Origin of the sequence: Arthrobacter sp. 754, from assembly GCF_040548695.1 — a bacterium.
Classification (GTDB): Bacteria; Actinomycetota; Actinomycetes; order Actinomycetales; family Micrococcaceae; genus Arthrobacter.
In genome coordinates, this window is sequence record NZ_JBEPSC010000006.1 from 189893 (window position 1) to 209393 (window position 19501).

Sequence of the window (19501 nt, forward strand, 5' to 3'; positions counted from 1 at the left end):
GTCCTCCTGCCGGGAGCGCTCGGTACGGGATGGGCCATGCAGTCCACTCTAACGACTCTTGCCCGTTCATGATGACTGGAACATGACATCAAGATGGACGGCGCATGACGCACTTTGCGGGCCTGTGAGCGAATACGCGTGATCCGGAGAAGATTTTGGCCTGCCAAGCCGCTGGTTTCTGACAAGCTTAAGTAACTATGGCGCACGTACATCACAAGACTGAATCCCACCCCGTCGATTTCCAGGTAGACCCGGTGGTCCTGGAGCTGGGGCAGCGCTTTGTCGACGCCGGCCACGAGTTGTCGCTGGTGGGCGGTCCGGTGCGGGACCTCTTCCTGGGCCGGACGTCGCCGGACCTGGATTTCACCACCGATGCCACCCCTGACCAAACGGTGGCCCTGATCAAGCGGTGGGCCGACAACTACTGGGAAATCGGCCGCGCCTTTGGCACCATCGGCATGCGCAAGGCCGGATTCCAGATCGAGATCACCACCTACCGTGCTGAGGCCTACGACCCGGAGTCGCGCAAGCCCGTGGTGGCCTTCGGTTCCTCGCTCACGGACGACCTGCTGCGCCGGGACTTCACCATCAACGCCATGGCGTTGAAGCTGCCATCCCTGGAACTCGTTGATCCGTTCGGCGGTGTCCGGGACCTCCACGCCACGTTGCTCGCCACCCCCGGCTCGCCCGAGGACTCCTTCTCGGATGATCCTCTCCGCATGATGCGGGCCGCCCGCTTCGCCTCGCAGCTGGGCATATCAGTCCACGACGACGTGCGGCTGGCCATGACCCAAATGGCGGAACGGATCACCATCATCTCGGCGGAGCGTGTGCGCGACGAACTGGTCAAACTCATCTGTGGCAAACATCCGCGCGTGGGCATTGACCTGCTGGTGGACACCGGCCTGGCCGAGTTCGTGCTGCCCGAAGTCTCCGCCCTGCGGCTTGAATCGGACGAACACCACCGCCACAAGGACGTCTACCAGCACTCCCTGCAGGTGCTGGAGCAGGCCGCAGACCTTGAAACCGATGCCGACGGCGCCGTGCCGGGCCCCGATTTTGTGCTGCGGTTTGCTGCACTGATGCACGACGTCGGCAAGCCGGCGACGCGGCGCTTCGAACCGGGCGGTGCGGTCAGCTTCCGTCACCACGACATGGTGGGGTCCAAGCTGACCGCGAAGCGCATGAAGGCGCTGCGCTTCGACAACGACACGATCAAAGCGGTGGCCCGCCTGGTGGAGCTGCACATGCGCTTCTACGGCTACGGCGAGGCCGGCTGGAGCGACTCCGCAGTCAGGCGCTACGTCACGGACGCCGGGCCCCTGTTGGAGAGGCTGCACCGGCTGACCCGCTCGGACGTCACCACCCGCAACCAGCGAAAAGCCGAACGCCTCGCTTTCGCCTATGACGATCTGGAAGCCCGGATCGCCACCCTCCGGGAGCAGGAATCCCTGGATGCTGTCCGGCCCGACCTGGATGGCGCCCGGATCATGGCCATCCTGGGCCTGAGGCCCGGTCCCGTGGTAGGCCGTGCCTATAAGTACCTCCTGGAGGAACGGATGGAGCACGGACCCCTTCAGCCGGAAGTCGCCGAAGCCAGGCTGCTGGCGTGGTGGGCCCAGCAGCCCGAATCAGCCCCCCTTGCCGAATCGGCACCCCCTACCGAATCACCCCAGGCAGCGAAGGCGGAAACGTCTCCTGCCGGCGTCGAACTTTCCCCCAACGAGGAGTCCAAATGAGTGTCCCGATGTTTGCGCCGCGCCCCCAGCTCTGGATCATGCGTCACGGTGAGACGGAATGGTCCAAGAGCGGTCAATATACGGGACTCACTGACCTGCCCCTGACCGTGGAGGGCGAGCAGCAGGCGGTGGAGGCCCGCAAGGTGCTGGACATGGTGGATTTCGACCTCGTGCTGACCTCCCCCCTGCGGCGCGCCCGGCGGACCGCGGAACTGGCTGGCTTCCCTGATGCGCAGCACGAGCCGCTGGCGGTGGAGTGGAACTACGGCGACTATGAGGGCATCAGCTCGGACCTGATCCGGAAGGACAACCCGGACTACCTCATCTGGACCCACGGTGTGCCCAACGGCGAGAGCCTGGATGAGGTGGCTGCCCGCGCGGACAAGATCGTGGCCCGCGTCCTGGAATCGGGGCTGGATAACGTGCTGATCGTGGCCCACGGGCACTTTTCCCGGATCCTTACGGCCCGGTGGCTCGAATTGGCACCCGCCGAAGGCCGCCATTTCATTCTGGGCACGGCAAAAGTCTGCACGCTTGGATGGGACAAAAAGACCCCCGCCATTGTCCGCTGGGGACTATAAACGCCCATTCATAAACTTTGTGGAAAAGTCTCTCAAATAACCATCAGATGGCCGGTTTGCACTGAAGCCGGAACCGCGGTTGCCCGGAGCCCATTTCAGGGTCTCCCCGCGCACCATCCCGGTAAGCTCTGAATCATGCAGGAAACGAAGCCGCCGCGACAGCCGCGGCGTGCCCGTTTGGTTGTCCCGAGCCGCAGTGACCTGCTGCTGAGGAACTTCACGGAGCTGATTGGCGGACCGATGGGCGCCAGGTCGGCGCCGGGCATCGTCTCCCCCGGCGTGTTTACGGTGGAACGCGTGCTGATCATCCTGACCGTGCTTGCAGCATTGACGGGCCTCGCCATCAAGGGTTACTGCCGCGCCAACGGCTGGGAGACACCGGGCCAGTTCTATTCCACCTGCTACTCGGATTTTCCGGAGTACTTCCGGAACCGCGGACTGGGCGAGGGCTCGTTCCCGTTTCTGAGCCAGGGAAGCCCTTTTGACGATCCGGTCCTGGTGGGATTCATTGCCGGCGCAACTGCGTGGCTGATCCCCGGCGATGGTGTCACGGACGCACGGGTCCTGGGCTACTTCGACACCAATGCCACCCTGGTCGCGGCTGTCTGGATCGTCACCGTGCTGGCCACGGCGCGGATGTCGCGGCGGCGTCCGTGGGACGGGGCAATGGTTGCTTTGGCTCCGGGGATCGTTCTGGCCGGGACCATCAACTGGGACATGTGGGCAGTGGGTTTCCTGGCCCTGGCCATGCTGTTCTTCTCGCGCAGCAGACTGGTGCTGGCCGGCATCCTGATCGGTCTTGCCGCGGCCTCGAAGCTCTACGCCGTCCTCATTTTGGGCGCAATCCTCCTGTTGGCGCTGCGTACCGGGCGGATCCGCCCCTTCCTGGTGACCTCAGCCGCAGCGGCAGCTACGTGGCTGGCCGTCAATGCCCCGGTTGCCGTCGTCAATCCCTCCAGCTGGGGTCATTCCGTCAGGTTCCCCGAGACCCGGGACGCCGGGTACGGATCGCTTTGGTTCGCCTACAACCTGGTGGCCCGGCGCCTTCGCTGGCCCGTTCCGGATGCCGGGACCATCAACTGGCTGGCAGCGTCACTCTTTGTCCTCGGCTGCGTCCTGATAGCCGTGGTGGCCCTCACGGCATCACGCCGGCCCCGGCTGGCGCAGTTGCTTTTCCTGATCGTCGCGGCCTTCGTGCTGACGAACAAGGTCTACTCCCCCCAGTTTGTGCTGTGGCTCGTCCCGCTCCTTGCCCTGGCAAGGCCGCGCTGGAGGGACTTCCTGATCTGGCAGGGCATAGAGGGCTTTCACTGGGCCGCGATCTGGATGTACCTTGGCCAAGTGACCAGCCAGGGGACATCGCAGCACAACATTGACATGCCCTACTATGTCCTGGCGGTCGCGGCACATATGCTCGCTACGGCATATCTAATGCTCCGGGTTGTGTGGGACATCTACGACCCCAATTACGACCCCATTCGTCGCCACGACCTCGATGACCCGCAAGGCGGCCCGTTTGAGGGGCTGCCCGACTGGCTGCGGTTCAGTCCCCGGCACCCCTCACGGGCGGTCCTTCCCTGGCGGGAGAAGAAACATGCCTGACGTCGCCGTCGTCGGGGCCGGGCCCAATGGCCTTGCCGCCGCCGCTGTCATGGCCCGGGCCGGGCTCTCCGTGGAGGTCTTTGAAGCGGCCGAAACAATCGGCGGCGGCACACGCACGGCCGAGCTGATGCAGCCGGGGCACCTCCATGACATCTGCTCGGCAGTGCATCCCATGGCACTGGCGTCGCCCTTCTTTCAGGCCTTCGAGCTTGCCCGGAGAATAGAGCTGGTGGTCCCTGAACTCGCGTTTGGATCACCGCTCGACGGCGGCCGGGCAGCCCTCGGCTATCATTCCCTGGAGCGGACGGTTGAAGGCCTGGGAAGGGACGGTGCGGCCTACCGCAGGCTTCTTGGCCCGCTGGTAAGCCGAATCGACGGCGTCATGGAGCTGACCCAGCACCAGCTCCTGCGGCTCCCCCGCAAGCCCCTTGCAGCGGCCCTTTTCGGGATACGGACGCTGGAACAGGGTTCGCCGCTATGGAACGCACGCTTCAGGGAGCCACTGGCGCCTGCCCTGCTGAGCGGTGTGGCCGCCCATGCGATCTCGCAGTTGCCCTCGCTGGCAGCCGCGGGGGCAGGCCTGATGCTGACAGCGCTGGCACATGCCCAAGGCTGGCCTATTCCACTGGGTGGCTCGGCCGCAATCGCGGCGGCACTGGCAGATGACATACGGGCCCACGGCGGGGTAATCCACACCGGTGAACCGATCGACGGCCTGGAACAACTGCGCGGTGCCCGCGCAACGTTGCTGGATGTAGCGCCACAGGGACTGCTCAACATCGCCGGCGGCAGACTGCCGGGGAAGTACAGGACGGCTCTGGAGTCGTTCCGCTACGGGAACGGTTCCTGCAAGGTGGACTTCATCCTGTCCGGGCCCGTCCCGTGGGCAGCCAAAGAGCTCGCCGACGCCGGAACAGTCCACGTAGGGGGCACGCGTGCGGAGGTGGCGCAGGCAGAGAACGAGGTGTCCGCAGGGAAGTACCCCGAGCGCCCCTACGTGCTGGTCGCCCAGCCCTCCCGCTTTGACGCGAGCCGGGCACCCGCAGGACGGCACATACTCTGGGCATACTGCCATGTTCCGGCCGGTTCCACCCGTGACATGGGCGAGGCCGTGACCGCCCAGCTGGAGCGTTTCGCACCGGGTTTCCGCGACGTGGTGGTGCAGACCCATGTGACCACCGCGGCCGGTCTTGCCAGCTACAACCGGAACTACGTCGGCGGCGACTTCAGCGCAGGGATCATGGACATGCGCGGACTTCTCCAGCGGCCCGTGGTGTCCCCTGTTCCGTGGCGGACGCCGCTGCCGGGGGTGTACCTCTGCTCGTCGTCCACGCCGCCCGGCCCCGGCGTCACGGGTATGCCGGGTTTCTTCGCCGCAAAGTATGCCTTGAAGGACATATTCGGACGCACAGTCCCGGCGCTGGGGCTCCAGACCTGACCCCTGCACGGTAGCAGCAAGCGCATTCCGAAACGGGGCATAATAGCGCCGTGGGGAACTCAAAAAAACTGTCACTTGCCATAGCTGGACTCATCCTCGGCGCCTCGCTGGTTGCCTGCGACGACGGCAGGGGAGGTGCCGAAACTGCAGCGAAAGAATTTGCGGCCGCGCTTTCCGCCCTCGACGTCGGCTCTGTAGCATTTGATGGCAAGGACTCGGGGGTAGCCAGGCAACAGGTCCAGGACGTGTTCAAGGCCCTGGCGCCCGACCGGCCGGCCGTAGTGGCCGGGGAGCTGACCCTTGACGGCGACAGGGCCTCCGTCCCGCTGAACTACACCTGGAAGATTTCCTCCGCAGAGTGGAAGTACACGGTCTCTGCAGAACTCACCAAGTCCGGTGACAAGTGGCTGACCGTATGGAACCCGGCGTCCCTCGTGCCGGGACTCGCGGACAACGAAATCCTCAGCAAGGGGAGCCAATCACCGCAGCGGGCCGACATCCTTGGCGCGGGCGACGCGAAGCTGGTCACTTACCGCCCCGTGGTGAACGTGGGGATCGACAAGCCGCAGCTGGGCTCTGCGGATCCGGCGGCGTCAGCCACCCAGCTGGCTCAACTGGTGGGGGTGGATCCCGCTGCCTACGCCCAGCAGGTTGCAGCTTCCGGTGCCGAAGCGTTTGTCGTAGCCATCACCCTCCGCGAAGAGGGCCGCACTATTACGGATCAGCAGATCCAGGCCATTGCCGGAGCCCGCGCCATTCCGGCAACCCAGCCCCTGGCGCCGAGCCGGACCTTTGCCCGGGCAGTGCTCGGCACTGTGGGTGAGGCCAGCGCCGAACAGATCGAAGCCTCGGCCGGCGCCCTCACCGCCGGAGACGTGACCGGCGTCGGCGGACTACAGCAGCAGTACGACGCCCAGCTTCGCGGCACGGACGCCGTGGTGATCCGCGCGCAGCGGGCCGACCTCACCCGCGAACAGATCCAGGCGGCGGGAACCGATCCCCGCCGCGTGGTGTTCGAAGTCGCGCCCACGCCCGGAACGCCCCTGAAAACGACACTGGACCCGAACCTCCAGGCGCTTGCCGAGAGCACTCTGGCAGGGGTGGGCCCGGCGTCGGCCATTGTTGCCCTGCGCCCCTCAACAGGAGCCGTTCTGGCGGCAGCGTCGGGCCCCGGAAGCAACGGCTACAACACGGCGATGCTCGGGCAGTACGCCCCCGGATCGACCTTCAAGATGGTGGACTCGCTCGCGATGCTCCGCAACGGCCTTACCCCTGATTCGAAAGTGGAATGCACCCCCACCCTCACCGTGGATGGCCGGACTTTCAAGAACGCGGAAGGCTACCCGGAAAGCTCACTGGGCTCAGTCACCCTCCGCGACGCCTTCGCCCACTCGTGCAACACCGCCTTCATCGCAGCCCGCGACTCGGTATCCCAGGCTCAGCTCGAGGCTGCGGCGACTGCCATGGGTGTCGCCGTCGAGACGCCGTCACTTGGCGCCGTCGCCTTCCTCGGCTCAGTGCCCGGGGAAGCCACGGGAACTGAACACGCCGCTTCGATGATCGGCCAGGGCAAGGTCCTCGTGTCCCCGCTTGCCGCGGCCATCATGGCCGGATCCGTGGCCAAGGGGTCCCCCGTCTCGCCCCAGCTTGTGCTGAACCCCGACGCCGGAGCCGCCAAGGGAGGCACCCCCGGTGAGCCGACGGCGGACGCCGCGGCGCCGTCGTCGAGCGTTACGCCCGAAGCGCCGGCGCAGGCTTCCGGCCAGCCAATCACGGCCGCAGAGGCGGCTGCCCTGTCCGACATGATGCGGGCCGTGGTCACTTCCGGCCACGCCGGATTCCTGGCCAGTGTTCCGGGGGCGCCCGTGGGGGCCAAGACCGGAACCGCAGAGTTCGGCAACGAAAACCCGCCCAAGACGCACGCGTGGATTGTTGCTGTCCACGGCGACCTCGCGGTGGCCGTCTTCGTGGAGGACGGCGGGCTCGGCGCCACCACATCGGGGCCGTTGCTCAAGCAGTTCCTGACCGCAGCCGGCTGACCCGCCGGAGAGCGCCGGCAGCCGGGCGTGGGAAGATTGTTGGCGTGGCCCACATAGACATTTCCGGTATTGACTACTTCCTTTCCGACGGCACCCAACTGCTCAACGGAGTGACGTTCAAAGTCCCCGACGGCACCAAAACTGCCCTGATCGGCCCCAACGGCACCGGAAAGACCACGCTGTTCCGGATCGTTTCCGGGGACCTCGTACCGGACGAAGGCGTGATCGGACGCTCTGGAAACATGGGCATCATGCGCCAGTTCGTGGGCCAGGTACGGGACGAATCCACGGTGCGCGACCTGCTGGTTTCCGCTGCACCGCCGGCGTTGGCCGCCGCGGCCAGGGAAGTGGACGAGGCTGAGCTCGCCATGCTGGAGCACGACGACGAACCCTCCCAGATGCGATATGCGCAGGCCATTGTGGACTGGGGGGACGCCGGCGGTTACGACGTGGAGACCGTCTGGGACGAGGTCTGCATGGCCGCAATCGGACTGCCGTTTGACCGTGCACAGCACCGCCCGGCGTCGAGCCTCTCCGGTGGCGAGCAGAAGCGGCTGGTGCTTGAGGCCCTCTTCGCCGGACCCGACGAACTCCTGCTCCTGGACGAACCTGACAACTACCTCGATGTCCCCGGCAAGCGGTGGCTCGAGGACAAGCTCAACGAGTCCAAGAAGACTGTGTTCTTCATCAGCCACGACCGCGAACTGCTGAACAACGCGGCGGGACGCATCGTCACCCTCGAACCCGGCATCAACGGCGCCGGGGCCTGGGTTCACGGCGGCGGCTTCGGCTCGTATGTGGAGGCCCGTGCGGACCGCAACGCGCGGTTCGAGGAGTTGCGGAAGCGGTGGGACGAGGAGCACATAAAGCTCAAGGAACTCGTGAACATGTACAAGAACAAGGCGGCCTTCCGCTCCGACATGGCCAACCGCTACCACGCGGCCCAGACCCGGCTGGCAAAGTTCCTGGAGATCGGCCCGCCGGAGGCTCTCCCCATTGAGCAGAACGTGAAGATGCGGCTCAAGGGCGGCCGGACCGCGAAACGCGCCATCGTGGCGGACAAGCTTGAGCTGACCGGACTGATGAAGCCGTTCTCGACCGAAGTGTGGTTCGGCGACCGCGTAGCTGTGCTGGGCTCGAACGGGTCCGGCAAGAGCCACTTCCTGCGTCTTCTCGCCACAGGTGGCACGGACCCTGAACGGGAACACGTCCCCGTCTCCGACGTCGAAATCGCCGAAGTGCCGCACGAAGGCACCGTGAAACTCGGCGCCCGCATCCGGCCCGGCTTCTTTGCCCAGACCCACGTCCGGCCCGACCTTCTCGGCAAAACGCTGCTGGAGATCCTGCACCGCGGCGACGAACACCGGTCCGGGCTTGGCCGCGAGGCTGCCGCCGGTGCCCTGGACGGCTATGGCCTGGCGGGCCAGTCCGAGCAGAAGTACGAATCCCTCTCCGGCGGGCAGCAGGCCAGGTTCCAGATCCTGCTGCTGCAGCTTTCCGGCGCCACGCTCCTGCTTCTCGACGAGCCGACCGACAACCTGGACCTGCACTCGGCCGAGGCGCTGGAAAAGGCCATCGACCACTTCGAGGGCACGGTTCTGGCCGTCACCCACGACCGCTGGTTCGCCCGCACGTTCGACCGCTTCCTGGTCTTCGGTTCCGACGGCCGCGTGTACGAGTCCCCCGAGCCGGTCTGGGACGAGAAGCGCGTCCAGCGCGCCCGCTAGCCTCGACGCTCTTGCACTTCCTGCACGTTTTGGGCCGACGCTCTGGCACCGGGTGCCAGAGCGATTGCGGTTTTGGCGCAGGAAGTGCCAGAGCGATGGGGATCTGACTGCAGGAAGTGCCAGAGCGTCGGGTCAGGTGATCATGGAAATGATTAAGTGATCAAAAATTGCTAGCATACAGACAATGAAGACTGACGAGCGGCACAGGCTGATCGGTGAGCTGTTGCGGCACCGCTCTGAGGTGACCGTGGATGAACTGGTGGCAGCCTGTGACGCGTCGGGTGCCACCATCCGCCGCGACCTGGAGGTGCTCGCGGCCAACGGAGTCCTCCGCCGGGTCCATGGCGGTGCCAGGAGCCTGATCGGCCGCGGCGAGAACCCCGGTTACGGGCAGCGCGAACTTGAAGACCACGACGTCAAAGTCCGGATTGCAGCGGCGGTGTCAGGGCTGCTCAAGGACCGGGAACATGTCTGGCTGGATGCAGGAAGCACGGCAACCGAGATTGCCCGGGCGCTGCAGGGCCGGGAACTGACCCTCATGCCGACGTCGTTGCCCTCGCTCAATGCGGTAACCGGCGACGCCGGCGAGGCGGGCCATCGCCCCGCGCTGCTTCTGCCCGGCGGCAGCCTGATCCCGGGGGAACTCTGCTTCCGCGGCCCGCTCGCCGAAGCCAACATCCGCTCGCTGCGTTTCGACACGGCAGTTGTCACGCCCTGTGCGCTGAACCTCAAGGACGGGCTCCTGGCCCATGATCTTGAGGATGCGGCAGTGAAGCGGGCAGGACTCGAATCGGCGGCCCGGCTGATTATTGCCGCTGCGGGGTCAAAGTGGAATGCCACAGCGGTGGCCATGGTGGCCGCCCTTGATGCGGTGGACGTAATTGTGACGGACAAGGATTTCAGTGCGGAAGAACTCGCGCACCTCAACGCACTCCCGGTGGAAGTAGTCAAAGCATGAGCATCAACACCAGTACCTCGGCCGGTCCGTCCCTCCGGGCAGCCGCCGCCGCCACATTTGTGGTCTTCGGAGTCAACGGCTTCGTTTTTGCCAGTTGGGCAGCACGCATTCCTGCCGTCACTGAAACGCTGCACCTGACCTCCGGCCAGATGGGCACGCTGCTCCTCTGCACGGCCATCGGCTCGCTGTTGGCACTTCCGACGGCGGGACTTGTGGTGGGAAGGATAGGCACCGCCAACGCGGTACGTTTCGCCGGGGTATTGGCAGCACTGGCCGGCGTCGGGATTGCACTCTCCCTGTCGGGCGAATCGGTGGTGGGCACGGCCATCTCCCTGTTCTTCTTCGGCATCGGCATTGGCCTGTGGGATGTTTCCCAGAACATTGAGGGCGCCGATGTGGAGCACAAGCTGCGGCGGACCATCATGCCCCAGTTCCATGCTGCCTTCAGCGGCGGGGCCTTTGTCGGGGCGTTGATCGGCGCAGGGCTGTCGAGCGTCGGTGTCGGCCTTCCGTTGCACCTGCTGGTCATCGCCGGCGTTGTGGTCATCGTTGCCCTGGTCGCCCCCCGCTACTTCCTCCCCCACCTGCCGGAGGCAGCGCCTGCCGACGGTGAACCCGTGGCACCGAAGGGATCCGCCTGGCGTGACGGCCGTACCCTGCTCGTAGGTGTTGTGGTCCTTGGTGCCACCCTGACCGAGGGCGCCGGAAACGACTGGATCGCCAAGGCCACGGTTGACGGGTTGGGCACGTCCGAATCCACCGGTGCCCTCATGTTTGCCCTGTTTGTCCTGGCGATGACGGCCATGCGGTTCTTCGGCGGCCGCGTGATCGATGCCTACGGGCGCGTCGCAGTGCTCCGCGCGAGCATGGCTGCGGCGGCTGCCGGGCTAGGCCTGTTCGTGCTCGCCGGAAACGTGTGGCTGGCCGGTGTCGGAGCTGCCCTGTGGGGCGTCGGCGCGGCGCTGGCCTTCCCCATGGGAATGTCCGCAGCCGCCGACGACCCGAAGCATGCCGCCGCCAGGGTTTCTGTGGTGTCCACACTGGGCTATATTTCGTTCCTCGCCGGGCCGCCGTTGCTGGGCTACCTGGGCGACCTCACGGGAATCCATCTGGCTCTGCTGGCCATCCTGGCGCCGATCGTAGTCGCCCTCCTGCTTGCCGGCGCCGCGAAGCCGCTCGCCGCCAAGTAGCTTCACCAGGCCCCACCCGCCCGCGCAGTAGGGTGGGGAGATGCACAGAGTATGGCGCAAGGGACCAGGGCTGATCACCCGCTTTGACCGGCACCTGGTCCGCAGGGTGTCCTCCCTCCCAAGCGGCGGCCACGACACGTTCTTCCGCCGCCTGTCCGCATCCGCCAATCATGGCAAACTGTGGATGGGGGCCGCTGCAGTGATGGCCGTCTTTCCCGGAAAGCCACGCCGGGCTGCGCTGCACGGGCTGATCGCCCAGGCGGTTGCATCTGCCGTGACCAACATCGGGTTCAAGACCCTGCTCCCACGCACCCGCCCGCTCCCGGAGCACCTGCCGGTCTTCCGGTTCGTCCATCCGCAGCCCACCAGTTCCTCCATGCCGTCCGGGCACTCCGCCTCAGCCGTGGCGTTCGCGGTGGGTGCGGGCATCATTCAGCCTGCCCTGGGGGCTGCGCTGGCGCCAATGGCCGCGGGCGTCGCCTATTCCCGGGTGCATACCGGAGCCCACTGGCCGTCCGATGTCCTTTTCGGATCGGCCATCGGTGCGGGGGCGGCGTTGATCACCAGGAAGTGGTGGCCGGTCCGTCCCCCGTTTCCGCCCACCACCCGAAGCTGGACAGACGCACCCGAACTCCAGTACGGCGCGGGCCTCGGCATTGTGGTGAACACCCTGGGCGGATCCTTCACCGAGCAGACCGCGGCAGCGCTCCAGGAAGTATTCCCCAAGGCGCATATAGAGACGGTCAAACCTGACGAGTCCCTTGAAGAGGCCATCCTGGAGATCGTCGGCCGCCCGGAAACGGTGGCCCTGGGCGTGTGGGGCGGCGACGGGACCGTGGGCACCGCAGCCGCTGCCGCCGTCGAGCGATCCCTTCCCTTGCTGGTCCTGCCCGGCGGCACGCTGAACCATTTCGCCCGCGACGCCGGAACCGGGACCCTCCAGGATGCAGTGACGGCGGCAACCCGCGGGGAGGCCGCCCGGGCGGACGTTGGCATTGTCACAGTGGAACGCGGGCTGGCCGGTAACCCGGAGACTGCGGAACACATCATGCTGAACACGGCGAGCATCGGCCTTTACCCCAACCTGGTGCGGCGGCGGGAGCAGCTGCAGCCCGCCCTCGGCAAACCCCTTGCCGGTGTGGTGGCCATGTTCCGGACCTTCGCCGCGGGAACGCCCACCACCCTGACGGTGGACGGTGTGAAGCACAAGGTGTGGATCGCCTATGTGGGGCGGGGCCGCTATTATCCCCGGGACCACGCGCCGCTGTTGCGGCCAGTGCTCGACGACTCGGTGCTGGACGTCCGCATGATCACGGCCGACGAGCGCCTCGCCCGGCTGCGGCTGCTGTGGTCGGTGCTGACCGGCACGGTGGCGACGTCCAGAATCACGCACCTGAGGGAGACCTCGGAGGTCCGGATCGAGGCGGACGGGTCCCCCATGGTTCTGGCGGTCGACGGCGAAGCGGTGGCGGGAGTGCGCAGCGTGCGGATCCGGGTGGAACGGCAGGCCCTGACTTACTACTCCCCCCGGACGTGAGAACTCCCGGCCCTGATACTTTCGTTCGACAAACCCTGATTGGACCCTGATTCATCCCTGAAACGGACGAAATGGGCGCCGGCCGTCGGTAGCGTGGAGAGTACCAGCCACTCATCCCGCATCCCGCGGCCGCCACGCTGCCATTCGAAGGAACACGTCCATGATTGAGGCAAAAGGCCTGACAAAGGTTTTCGGTGAGAAGACCGCCGTCGCCGGAGTCAACTTCACGGTCGAGGCCGGCCGGGTCACCGGTTTCCTCGGCCCCAATGGCGCCGGTAAGTCCACCACCATGCGCATGATCATGGGACTGGACCGGCCGACGTCGGGCACGGTCACCGTCAACGGTGCACCGTTCACCCGGCACGCCGCTCCGCTCCGCGACGTCGGTGCGCTGCTCGATGCCAAGGCCGTCCACACGAGCCGCACGGCGTACAACCACCTCCTGGCCATGGCCGCCACGCACAGCATTCCAAAAAAACGTGTGCACGAAGTCATTGAGATGACAGGGCTCACGGAGGTGGCCAGGAAGAAGGTGGGTGGCTTCTCGCTCGGCATGGGACAACGGCTCGGGATCGCCGCCGCCCTGCTCGGCGATCCGCAGACCGTCATCCTGGATGAGCCCGTCAACGGCCTGGACCCGGAGGGTGTTGTTTGGGTCCGAAACCTGGTCAAGTATCTGGCGTCCGAGGGCCGCACGGTGTTCCTCTCCAGCCACCTGATGAGCGAAATGGCGCTCACCGCAGACCACCTGATCGTGATCGGCCGCGGCAGGATCATCGCCGATGCGCCGATCAAGGACATCATCAACGGCAAGGGCCGGATCCGCACCAGGGTCCGCACCGACCAGCCCGAACAGCTGATGCGCCTGCTGGCCGGCGAGGGTGTAGCCGTGGAGCTCAAGGACCATGAACTGCTTGAGGTTTCCGGCCTGGATCCCCGGCAGATCGCCCGGACCGCGCTCGAGAGCCGCACCATGATCTACGAACTAACCCCGCTGCAGGCCAGCCTTGAGGAAGCCTATATGGAGCTGACCAAGGATGAGGTCGAATACCACTCGCTGATCACCACGGGCGCCGACGCTCCCGTCCAGGCCGGAGGAAACTAAGCCATGAGCTCAACCACCCTCGAACCCAAGCCCTCCCGCGGCGGCGCCCACGCCGGCACGGCACGGGCAGGTCAACTGCCGGGCGATGGCACCAGCGCGGGCCCCGGCCCCTCGTTCCCGCGAGTACTCAATTCGGAATTCATCAAGTTCCGCACCCTCCTTTCCACAGTCATCCTCCTCGGCTGCACGGTCCTGGTTGTGGTGGGCTTCGGTGCCCTCTCCGCGTGGGGGACCGGCCAGTTCTCCGAGCAGGCGCTGAACGACCCCGAGGCTGCCGCTGCCTTTGCCGCCCAGGGCGGAGACATCGCCGTCGGTGTGCCCACCTCCGGCATCGCTTTCGCCCAGCTGATCCTGGGCTCCCTCGGCGTGCTGCTGATGAGCTCGGAGTTTTCCACCGGGATGGCCCGCTCCACCTTCGCCGCAGTACCGAAGCGGACGCCGGCCTTCGTGGCGAAGCTGCTGGTGGTTATGGTCACCGCGTTCATTGTCACCGCGGTCTCCGTGTACATCGCCGGCCTGGTGTCCGTGCCGATCCTTGACAACTACGACCTGAAGCTGGACCTTGCCAGCTCGCAGTCAGTGAAGATGCTGCTGATCAACAGTGCCTATGTGGCTGCTGTGGCTGCCATTGGCATGGCGCTCGGCACGCTGCTGCGCAACTCCGCCGGCGGCATCATGACGCTGGTGGGCCTGTTCTTCGTCGCTCCCATCGCCTTCCAGCTGATTCCGGGCGACTTCTTCGTCCAGACCCGCAAGTACCTTCCCGGCAACACGGTGGAGCCCATGACCGCGGTGCAGCACGTACCTGACACACTTGAGGCCTGGCAGGCGGCCCTGGTCCTCGGCGCCTGGGTTGTCGTCCCGCTGGTGCTCGCCGCGCTCGTGCTGAAGAAACGCGACGTCTAGGAAACAGCACACAGGGTCCTCACAGGAACCGCCTATGCAAGGGATAGGCGCGGCGGGTTGGATGGGGAACATGACCAATCGTGTTCCCCATCCCAACCATGACCGTGGCCTTGAGTTTGATCTCTCCACCATGATGAGCCGCCGTTCGCTCGGCATGTTCTTCGGCGCCGGAGGCGCCGTTGCCGCCCTGGCGGCGTGCACCCCCACGGGGCCGGGCAGCACAGCCGGCACGACGACGTCGGCCGCCACCGAAAGTGCCACCGCCAGTGCTGCCGCGACTTCTGCGGCGACGACGGCGACGCCCTCCGCATCGCCAACGCTCACCCGGGCGATCGCGGAATGCGGGGTTGAGATTCCCGCGGAAACGGCAGGTCCCTACCCCGGTGACGGCTCCAACGGCCCCAATGTGCTGACCGCCTCCGGGGTGGTGCGTCAGGACATCACCACCAGCTTCGGAACAGGCAGGGCAAAGGCAGAGGGTGTTCCGCTGACCTTCACCCTGACCCTGTTGGACAACGCCAACGGGTGTGTTCCACTCGCCGGCGCCGCGGTATACGCCTGGCACTGCGACCGGGACGGGCGGTATTCGCTCTACGATTCCGGCCTGAAGGGCGAGAACTACCTTCGCGGCGTCCAGGAGGCGGATGCGAACGGGCAGGTGACCTTTACGTCCGTCTTTCCTGGCGCCTATTCGGGACGCTGGCCGCATATCCATTTCGAGGTCTTCGAATCGATGAGCAACGCGACGGCGGCAGGCCAGGTGCTGGCGGTGTCCCAGATTGCGCTGACCAAGGCCGCCTGCGACGACGTCTATGCCACCCCCGGCTACGAGGCCAGCGTCACCAACATGAAGCGGACCACCCTGCAGTCCGACAATGTCTTCCGGGACGACGGCGGCATCTACCAGCTCGCGACTATGACAGGATCGGCCGCAGCCGGCTACACGGCAGGGCTCAACGTGACCATCTAGACTCGGAACCATGCCTTCACCCGCCGCAGACCACATCCAGGACCTTGGCGCGTACGTCAGCGCGTCGCCGTCGAGCTTTCATGCCGTCCATGAAGCCGCCCGGCGGCTGGACGGGGCGGACTTCACCCGCCTGGACGAACTGCAGCCCTGGGACGCCGGCGCCGGCCGGTTCTACATAGTCCGGGACGGGGCCCTCATCGCCTGGGTGGTTCCGGATGCTGCAGGGCCCACCACAGGGTTCAACATCCTGGGCGCGCACACGGACTCGCCGTCCTTCAAGCTCAAGCCCAAGCCAACCACCGGCGCGCACGGGTGGCTCCAGGCCGGCGTCGAGGTCTACGGCGGACCGCTCCTGAACTCCTGGCTGGACCGGGAGCTGCAGCTTGCCGGCCGGCTGGTGATGCTTGACGGCACGCAGCACCTGACGGCTACCGGGCCGATGCTGCGCTTCCCCCAGCTCGCCATCCACCTGGACCGCGCCGTTAACGACGGCCTGACCCTGGACAAGCAGCGGCACATGAACCCCGTGTGGGGGCTGGGCAACCCCGCCGATTTTGACCTGCTTTCCGTACTGGCGTCGCATGTGCCCGGCGCTTCGGTCGATCCTGCACTGATCGGCGGGTACGACGTCGTCATTGCGGATACGCAGGCGCCCGCGGTTTTCGGGGCCAACGGTGAGTTCTTCGCCTCCGGGCGGTTGGACAACCTTTCAGCGACCCACGCGGGGCTGGCGGCGCTGATCGCGTCCTCGGCTGCGTCAGGCGCGGGCTCAACGGCCGCGGACGCTCCGATCGCGGTCCTGGCGGCGTTCGACCACGAGGAAATCGGCTCGAACTCCCGCTCGGGAGCATGCGGCCCTGTCCTCGAAGACGTGCTGGTACGGATCTCGGACGGCCTGGGCGCGTCGGTGAGCCAACGGCGGCAGGCGCTGGCGGCGTCGTTCTGCGTGTCCGCTGATGCAGGGCACGCCGTCCACCCGAACTATGCCGAACGGCACGACCCAGCCAACCATCCCGTCCTTAACGGCGGCCCGCTCCTGAAGATCAACGCCAACCAGCGCTACGCCACCGACGCCAACGGTGCGGCGTTCTGGGCGCGGCTCTGCCGTGAGGCCAACGTTCCCTATCAGGAATTTGTGTCCAACAACACGATGCCCTGCGGCTCCACCATCGGCCCGCTGACCGCCACCCGCCTGGGGATCCGGACAGTCGACGTCGGCGTTCCGCTGCTCTCGATGCATTCCGCCCGGGAGCTTTGCGGCGTGGATGACCCGCACCGGCTGGCCACAGCCACGGAGCTGTTCTTCCGCACGGCGGCGTAACCTGCCTGTGTCAGGCTCTCGGCATCAGCTCGCGGGTTTCAATGCCGTGCGCCATACTGCCACGGCCCGCGCCGCGCTCATCGTCCACGTCGCGGTGCCGCTGGCCCCTGCTGTCGCCTGGACCGCGTCCGCTTCTTCAGCCAACTGGTTGGCGGCCGCCTCCCAACGCTCCGTCCAGCCCGACGGGGCGGAGAAGACAGGAGTGCCGCAGTCACACGCTGCCCCACCGATCAGCATGGCACCGTCGCTGGCGGTGTTGATGCTGCCCAAGCTGATGCTCGTGGCCGCGTACGTGGTGTCGACTGCGGTCATAATGGTGCTGTCGAGCGGGGTCGTGGTGTTCACCCCGCGGTATGCCGTAACGCCGGCTCCCCACTTCACGGCGGAACTGAGGGTCCATGCGTAGTTGGCTGGGTCCGCCGCTCCGACGACGTGGTAGTAGGCAAAAGTCCGTGCACCGCTGCTTATGGACAAACCGTTCACCATTGCCGTCCATCCCGGCGGGACAGAGGCCATGCTGGGGCTCAGGTCGGCGGTGATTGCCGCCACCAGCACATCGCCTGAATCAGTGCCTGGCGGGGCAGCCAGGGCTACACCCGCAGACGCTGCGGCATTCGTAGTGCTGGAACCCACTACCGAGATCCCTCCGGAGGAAGGCGGAGGGGGCGGGGGCACCGCTCCGAGCGGCCGATCGGAGAACCAGTAGCGTCTGGCAACGTTGTCGCTCGCCATCACCACTATGCCCGTGGTGCTGTTCACACTCTGCTTCGAGGTGGTTACATCGTTCATATTCGACGAGGATGCACTCTGGATGACTGGCGTACCACGGCCTGCCGCAAACACCGGATTATCCATGGACGCGGTTTTCTCGTAAATGCTGCCGGCAACACCCGAGTATGCGCATCCGGTGACCGATGTCGGCGGCGCGGTCTGAAAGGCCCGGATGAGGTTGTTCTGCGTATCCAGAACAATTTGGGGCCGGGACACACAGTCGCCCGCAACGGAAATCGTGGAACGGGAGAAGGCCCCGGTGCCGGGCTTGAAAACAAGCAGGAGCAGCTGGGGCAACGTCGGGTCCGGCGAGATGTCGTTAAGACTCGTCTTCACTGCTGCGAAGACCCGGCCGGTGCTGTCAGCCTGAAGGGTTTTGAGGTTCAGATGGTCGTCTGACTGCCCCTTGCCTTGGATCGCTGGCTGGACCTTCCAGGAGGATGCTGCGTTCGGTGCCGTCCCGTCTGTGCGCGTTGCCCACCACATCGCCCCGGTGAGGTGGTCACTCCACATCACTCCGAGCTTATTGTTTCCATACGCCACCACCGCTGAAATATCATCAGGGGCGGGATTCGGGTTCGCGACCGGGATGACATACGGAGTAGCCCAATTGGCACCTTCGTTGTCGGCGTTGTTGACGTAAACGGTGTTGGTGAACCCGGATGTCGCATCGCCGGCGACCTGTGTCCAGGTGGCCCAGACCACGCCCGTCGAGTCGATGTCGATAGTCATCGATTCGCTGGAGTTATTGGTGATCTGGGTGGGGAAGCCAGAATCCAGCGTGTACCTGCCGCCCGAGTAGCTGTACCTGTACAGCTTGGCGGGCTGTCCGGAAAGCGATGGCTTGGGTGTTCCGTCTCCGGTGATTGTCACCACATGTGAGGCAATATAGAGGTGGCTACCGTCCCAGAGTGTGTCGGCCAGGGTGCTGCCGCGTACGTCGTTCACCACCCCCGTATCCACCCACGTTCCGGAGGCACGGTCAAGTCGATAAATGCTCCATCCGGTACCGGTCTTCCACATGTCCGCCCACCAGGTCCCGTCATTCCACCACAGTTTGCTCTGCGGTTTATCGGACGTCGGAGGGTTACTCACACCGGAATAAGCCATGCTCTGGGTGCCATAGACGGGGTCCGCCGAAGCTACTGGAGCCGTAGCAACCAAGGCTGCTGCCGAGATAAGGGCAAGGACCACTGCCCGAACAAGCCAGCTGTTGTGGCGTCTGATCTTCATGGGAAACTCCTGGGCGTGAGTGACATCGCTATTGACCTTCTGGAGGCATCCAAACTGTCAGCCCAGAACGACAGAAAACCCCAGTTAGTCCAAACATAGACTGCGATCCGCCCCCGGGCAAGCAAAAGGCAATTACCCCTAACACCTAAGAATTTGGCCTGCCAGGTATCCCCTATCCCTAAGGTTCGCGCTGATCCGCCACCCCAGTACTTGTCTAAGAACAGGGGCGGACTTCGGGGAAAAGTGAGTACCTACTACTGGTGACACCGGTTTAGGGCCGGCCGTAGGCTTTTCCCTACGGCCAGAGTCAAAGGCAAATGAGAGCTGGGGCCAGAGACCAGACCATGACCGGATAGAGCGCTTAAGCCGCACTCGACCCGTTGT

Annotated in this window: 14 protein-coding genes; 13 read left to right on the forward strand and 1 reads right to left on the reverse strand. The window is 65.6% G+C overall.

Translation table 11 applies throughout. The annotated features are described in order from the left end of the window. The first annotated feature begins 197 nt into the window (after positions 1 to 197). The 13 genes from ABIA70_RS17615 (at position 198) to ABIA70_RS17675 (ending at position 17113) form a co-directional block, all read left to right on the forward strand. A complete protein-coding gene (locus tag ABIA70_RS17615; RefSeq protein ID WP_354148870.1) occupies positions 198 to 1739 on the forward strand; it encodes a CCA tRNA nucleotidyltransferase in 1542 nt (513 codons plus the stop codon). Then, positions 1736 to 2320, forward strand: coding sequence for a histidine phosphatase family protein (locus ABIA70_RS17620; RefSeq protein ID WP_354148871.1), 585 nt, complete (start codon positions 1736 to 1738; stop codon positions 2318 to 2320). Before ABIA70_RS17615 ends, ABIA70_RS17620 begins: the two co-directional genes overlap by 4 nt. A gap of 135 nt (positions 2321 to 2455) precedes the next feature. After that, complete coding sequence (locus ABIA70_RS17625) at positions 2456 to 3922, forward strand: glycosyltransferase family 87 protein (protein WP_354148872.1); 1467 nt, start codon at positions 2456 to 2458, stop codon at positions 3920 to 3922. Beyond that, entirely contained in the window at positions 3915 to 5360 is a 1446-nt protein-coding gene (locus ABIA70_RS17630; RefSeq protein ID WP_354148873.1) for a phytoene desaturase family protein, read from the forward strand. Before ABIA70_RS17625 ends, ABIA70_RS17630 begins: the two co-directional genes overlap by 8 nt. Before the next feature lie 50 nt (positions 5361 to 5410). Then, the gene (locus ABIA70_RS17635; RefSeq protein WP_354148874.1) at positions 5411 to 7399 is read left to right on the forward strand and encodes a penicillin-binding transpeptidase domain-containing protein; all 1989 of its coding nucleotides are present in this window, start codon (positions 5411 to 5413) and stop codon (positions 7397 to 7399) included. A 44-nt stretch (positions 7400 to 7443) separates the two neighbouring features. Continuing rightward, positions 7444 to 9126: an ABC-F family ATP-binding cassette domain-containing protein gene (locus ABIA70_RS17640; RefSeq protein ID WP_354148875.1), complete on the forward strand. Its 1683-nt coding sequence runs from the start codon at positions 7444 to 7446 to the stop codon at positions 9124 to 9126. Positions 9127 to 9310: 184 nt separating this feature from the next. Beyond that, on the forward strand, positions 9311 to 10084 hold the full coding sequence (locus tag ABIA70_RS17645) for a DeoR/GlpR family DNA-binding transcription regulator (protein ID WP_354148876.1): 774 nt from the start codon (positions 9311 to 9313) through the stop codon (positions 10082 to 10084). Further along, positions 10081 to 11274 carry an MFS transporter gene (locus ABIA70_RS17650; protein WP_354148877.1) on the forward strand — a complete coding sequence of 398 codons (1194 nt, stop codon included), beginning with the start codon at positions 10081 to 10083 and terminating at the stop codon, positions 11272 to 11274. The genes ABIA70_RS17645 and ABIA70_RS17650 overlap by 4 nt, the downstream gene beginning before the upstream one ends. A gap of 40 nt (positions 11275 to 11314) precedes the next feature. Then, positions 11315 to 12811, forward strand: a complete 1497-nt coding sequence (locus tag ABIA70_RS17655) for a bifunctional phosphatase PAP2/diacylglycerol kinase family protein (protein ID WP_354148878.1) — start codon at positions 11315 to 11317, stop codon at positions 12809 to 12811. A 160-nt stretch (positions 12812 to 12971) separates the two neighbouring features. Then, positions 12972 to 13916 carry an ABC transporter ATP-binding protein gene (locus ABIA70_RS17660; protein WP_354148879.1) on the forward strand — a complete coding sequence of 315 codons (945 nt, stop codon included), beginning with the start codon at positions 12972 to 12974 and terminating at the stop codon, positions 13914 to 13916. Between the two features lie 3 nt (positions 13917 to 13919). After that, the gene (locus ABIA70_RS17665) at positions 13920 to 14822 is read left to right on the forward strand and encodes an ABC transporter permease (RefSeq protein ID WP_354148880.1); all 903 of its coding nucleotides are present in this window, start codon (positions 13920 to 13922) and stop codon (positions 14820 to 14822) included. A 70-nt stretch (positions 14823 to 14892) separates the two neighbouring features. Beyond that, positions 14893 to 15792: an intradiol ring-cleavage dioxygenase gene (locus ABIA70_RS17670; RefSeq protein ID WP_354148881.1), complete on the forward strand. Its 900-nt coding sequence runs from the start codon at positions 14893 to 14895 to the stop codon at positions 15790 to 15792. A gap of 10 nt (positions 15793 to 15802) precedes the next feature. Further along, positions 15803 to 17113 carry a M18 family aminopeptidase gene (locus ABIA70_RS17675; protein ID WP_354148882.1) on the forward strand — a complete coding sequence of 437 codons (1311 nt, stop codon included), beginning with the start codon at positions 15803 to 15805 and terminating at the stop codon, positions 17111 to 17113. 24 nt (positions 17114 to 17137) lie between these two features. On the opposite strand, the gene ABIA70_RS17680 is transcribed toward ABIA70_RS17675, so the two are convergent. Then, a complete protein-coding gene (locus ABIA70_RS17680) occupies positions 17138 to 19117 on the reverse strand; it encodes a hypothetical protein (RefSeq protein ID WP_354148883.1) in 1980 nt (659 codons plus the stop codon). Positions 19118 to 19501 lie beyond the last annotated feature (384 nt).

Bases quoted from the DNA above. Each gene is read 5' to 3' on its own strand.
- ABIA70_RS17615 (WP_354148870.1), top strand. From the start codon at position 198: ATGGCGCACGTACATCACAAGACTGAATCCCACCCCGTCGATTTCCAG.
- ABIA70_RS17620 (WP_354148871.1), top strand. From the start codon at position 1,736: ATGAGTGTCCCGATGTTTGCGCCGCGCCCCCAGCTCTGGATCATGCGT.
- ABIA70_RS17625 (WP_354148872.1), top strand. From the start codon at position 2,456: ATGCAGGAAACGAAGCCGCCGCGACAGCCGCGGCGTGCCCGTTTGGTT.
- ABIA70_RS17630 (WP_354148873.1), top strand. From the start codon at position 3,915: ATGCCTGACGTCGCCGTCGTCGGGGCCGGGCCCAATGGCCTTGCCGCC.
- ABIA70_RS17645 (WP_354148876.1), top strand. From the start codon at position 9,311: ATGAAGACTGACGAGCGGCACAGGCTGATCGGTGAGCTGTTGCGGCAC.
- ABIA70_RS17650 (WP_354148877.1), top strand. From the start codon at position 10,081: ATGAGCATCAACACCAGTACCTCGGCCGGTCCGTCCCTCCGGGCAGCC.
- ABIA70_RS17655 (WP_354148878.1), top strand. From the start codon at position 11,315: ATGCACAGAGTATGGCGCAAGGGACCAGGGCTGATCACCCGCTTTGAC.
- ABIA70_RS17660 (WP_354148879.1), top strand. From the start codon at position 12,972: ATGATTGAGGCAAAAGGCCTGACAAAGGTTTTCGGTGAGAAGACCGCC.
- ABIA70_RS17665 (WP_354148880.1), top strand. From the start codon at position 13,920: ATGAGCTCAACCACCCTCGAACCCAAGCCCTCCCGCGGCGGCGCCCAC.
- ABIA70_RS17670 (WP_354148881.1), top strand. From the start codon at position 14,893: ATGACCAATCGTGTTCCCCATCCCAACCATGACCGTGGCCTTGAGTTT.
- ABIA70_RS17675 (WP_354148882.1), top strand. From the start codon at position 15,803: ATGCCTTCACCCGCCGCAGACCACATCCAGGACCTTGGCGCGTACGTC.
- ABIA70_RS17680 (WP_354148883.1), bottom strand. From the start codon at position 19,117: ATGAAGATCAGACGCCACAACAGCTGGCTTGTTCGGGCAGTGGTCCTT.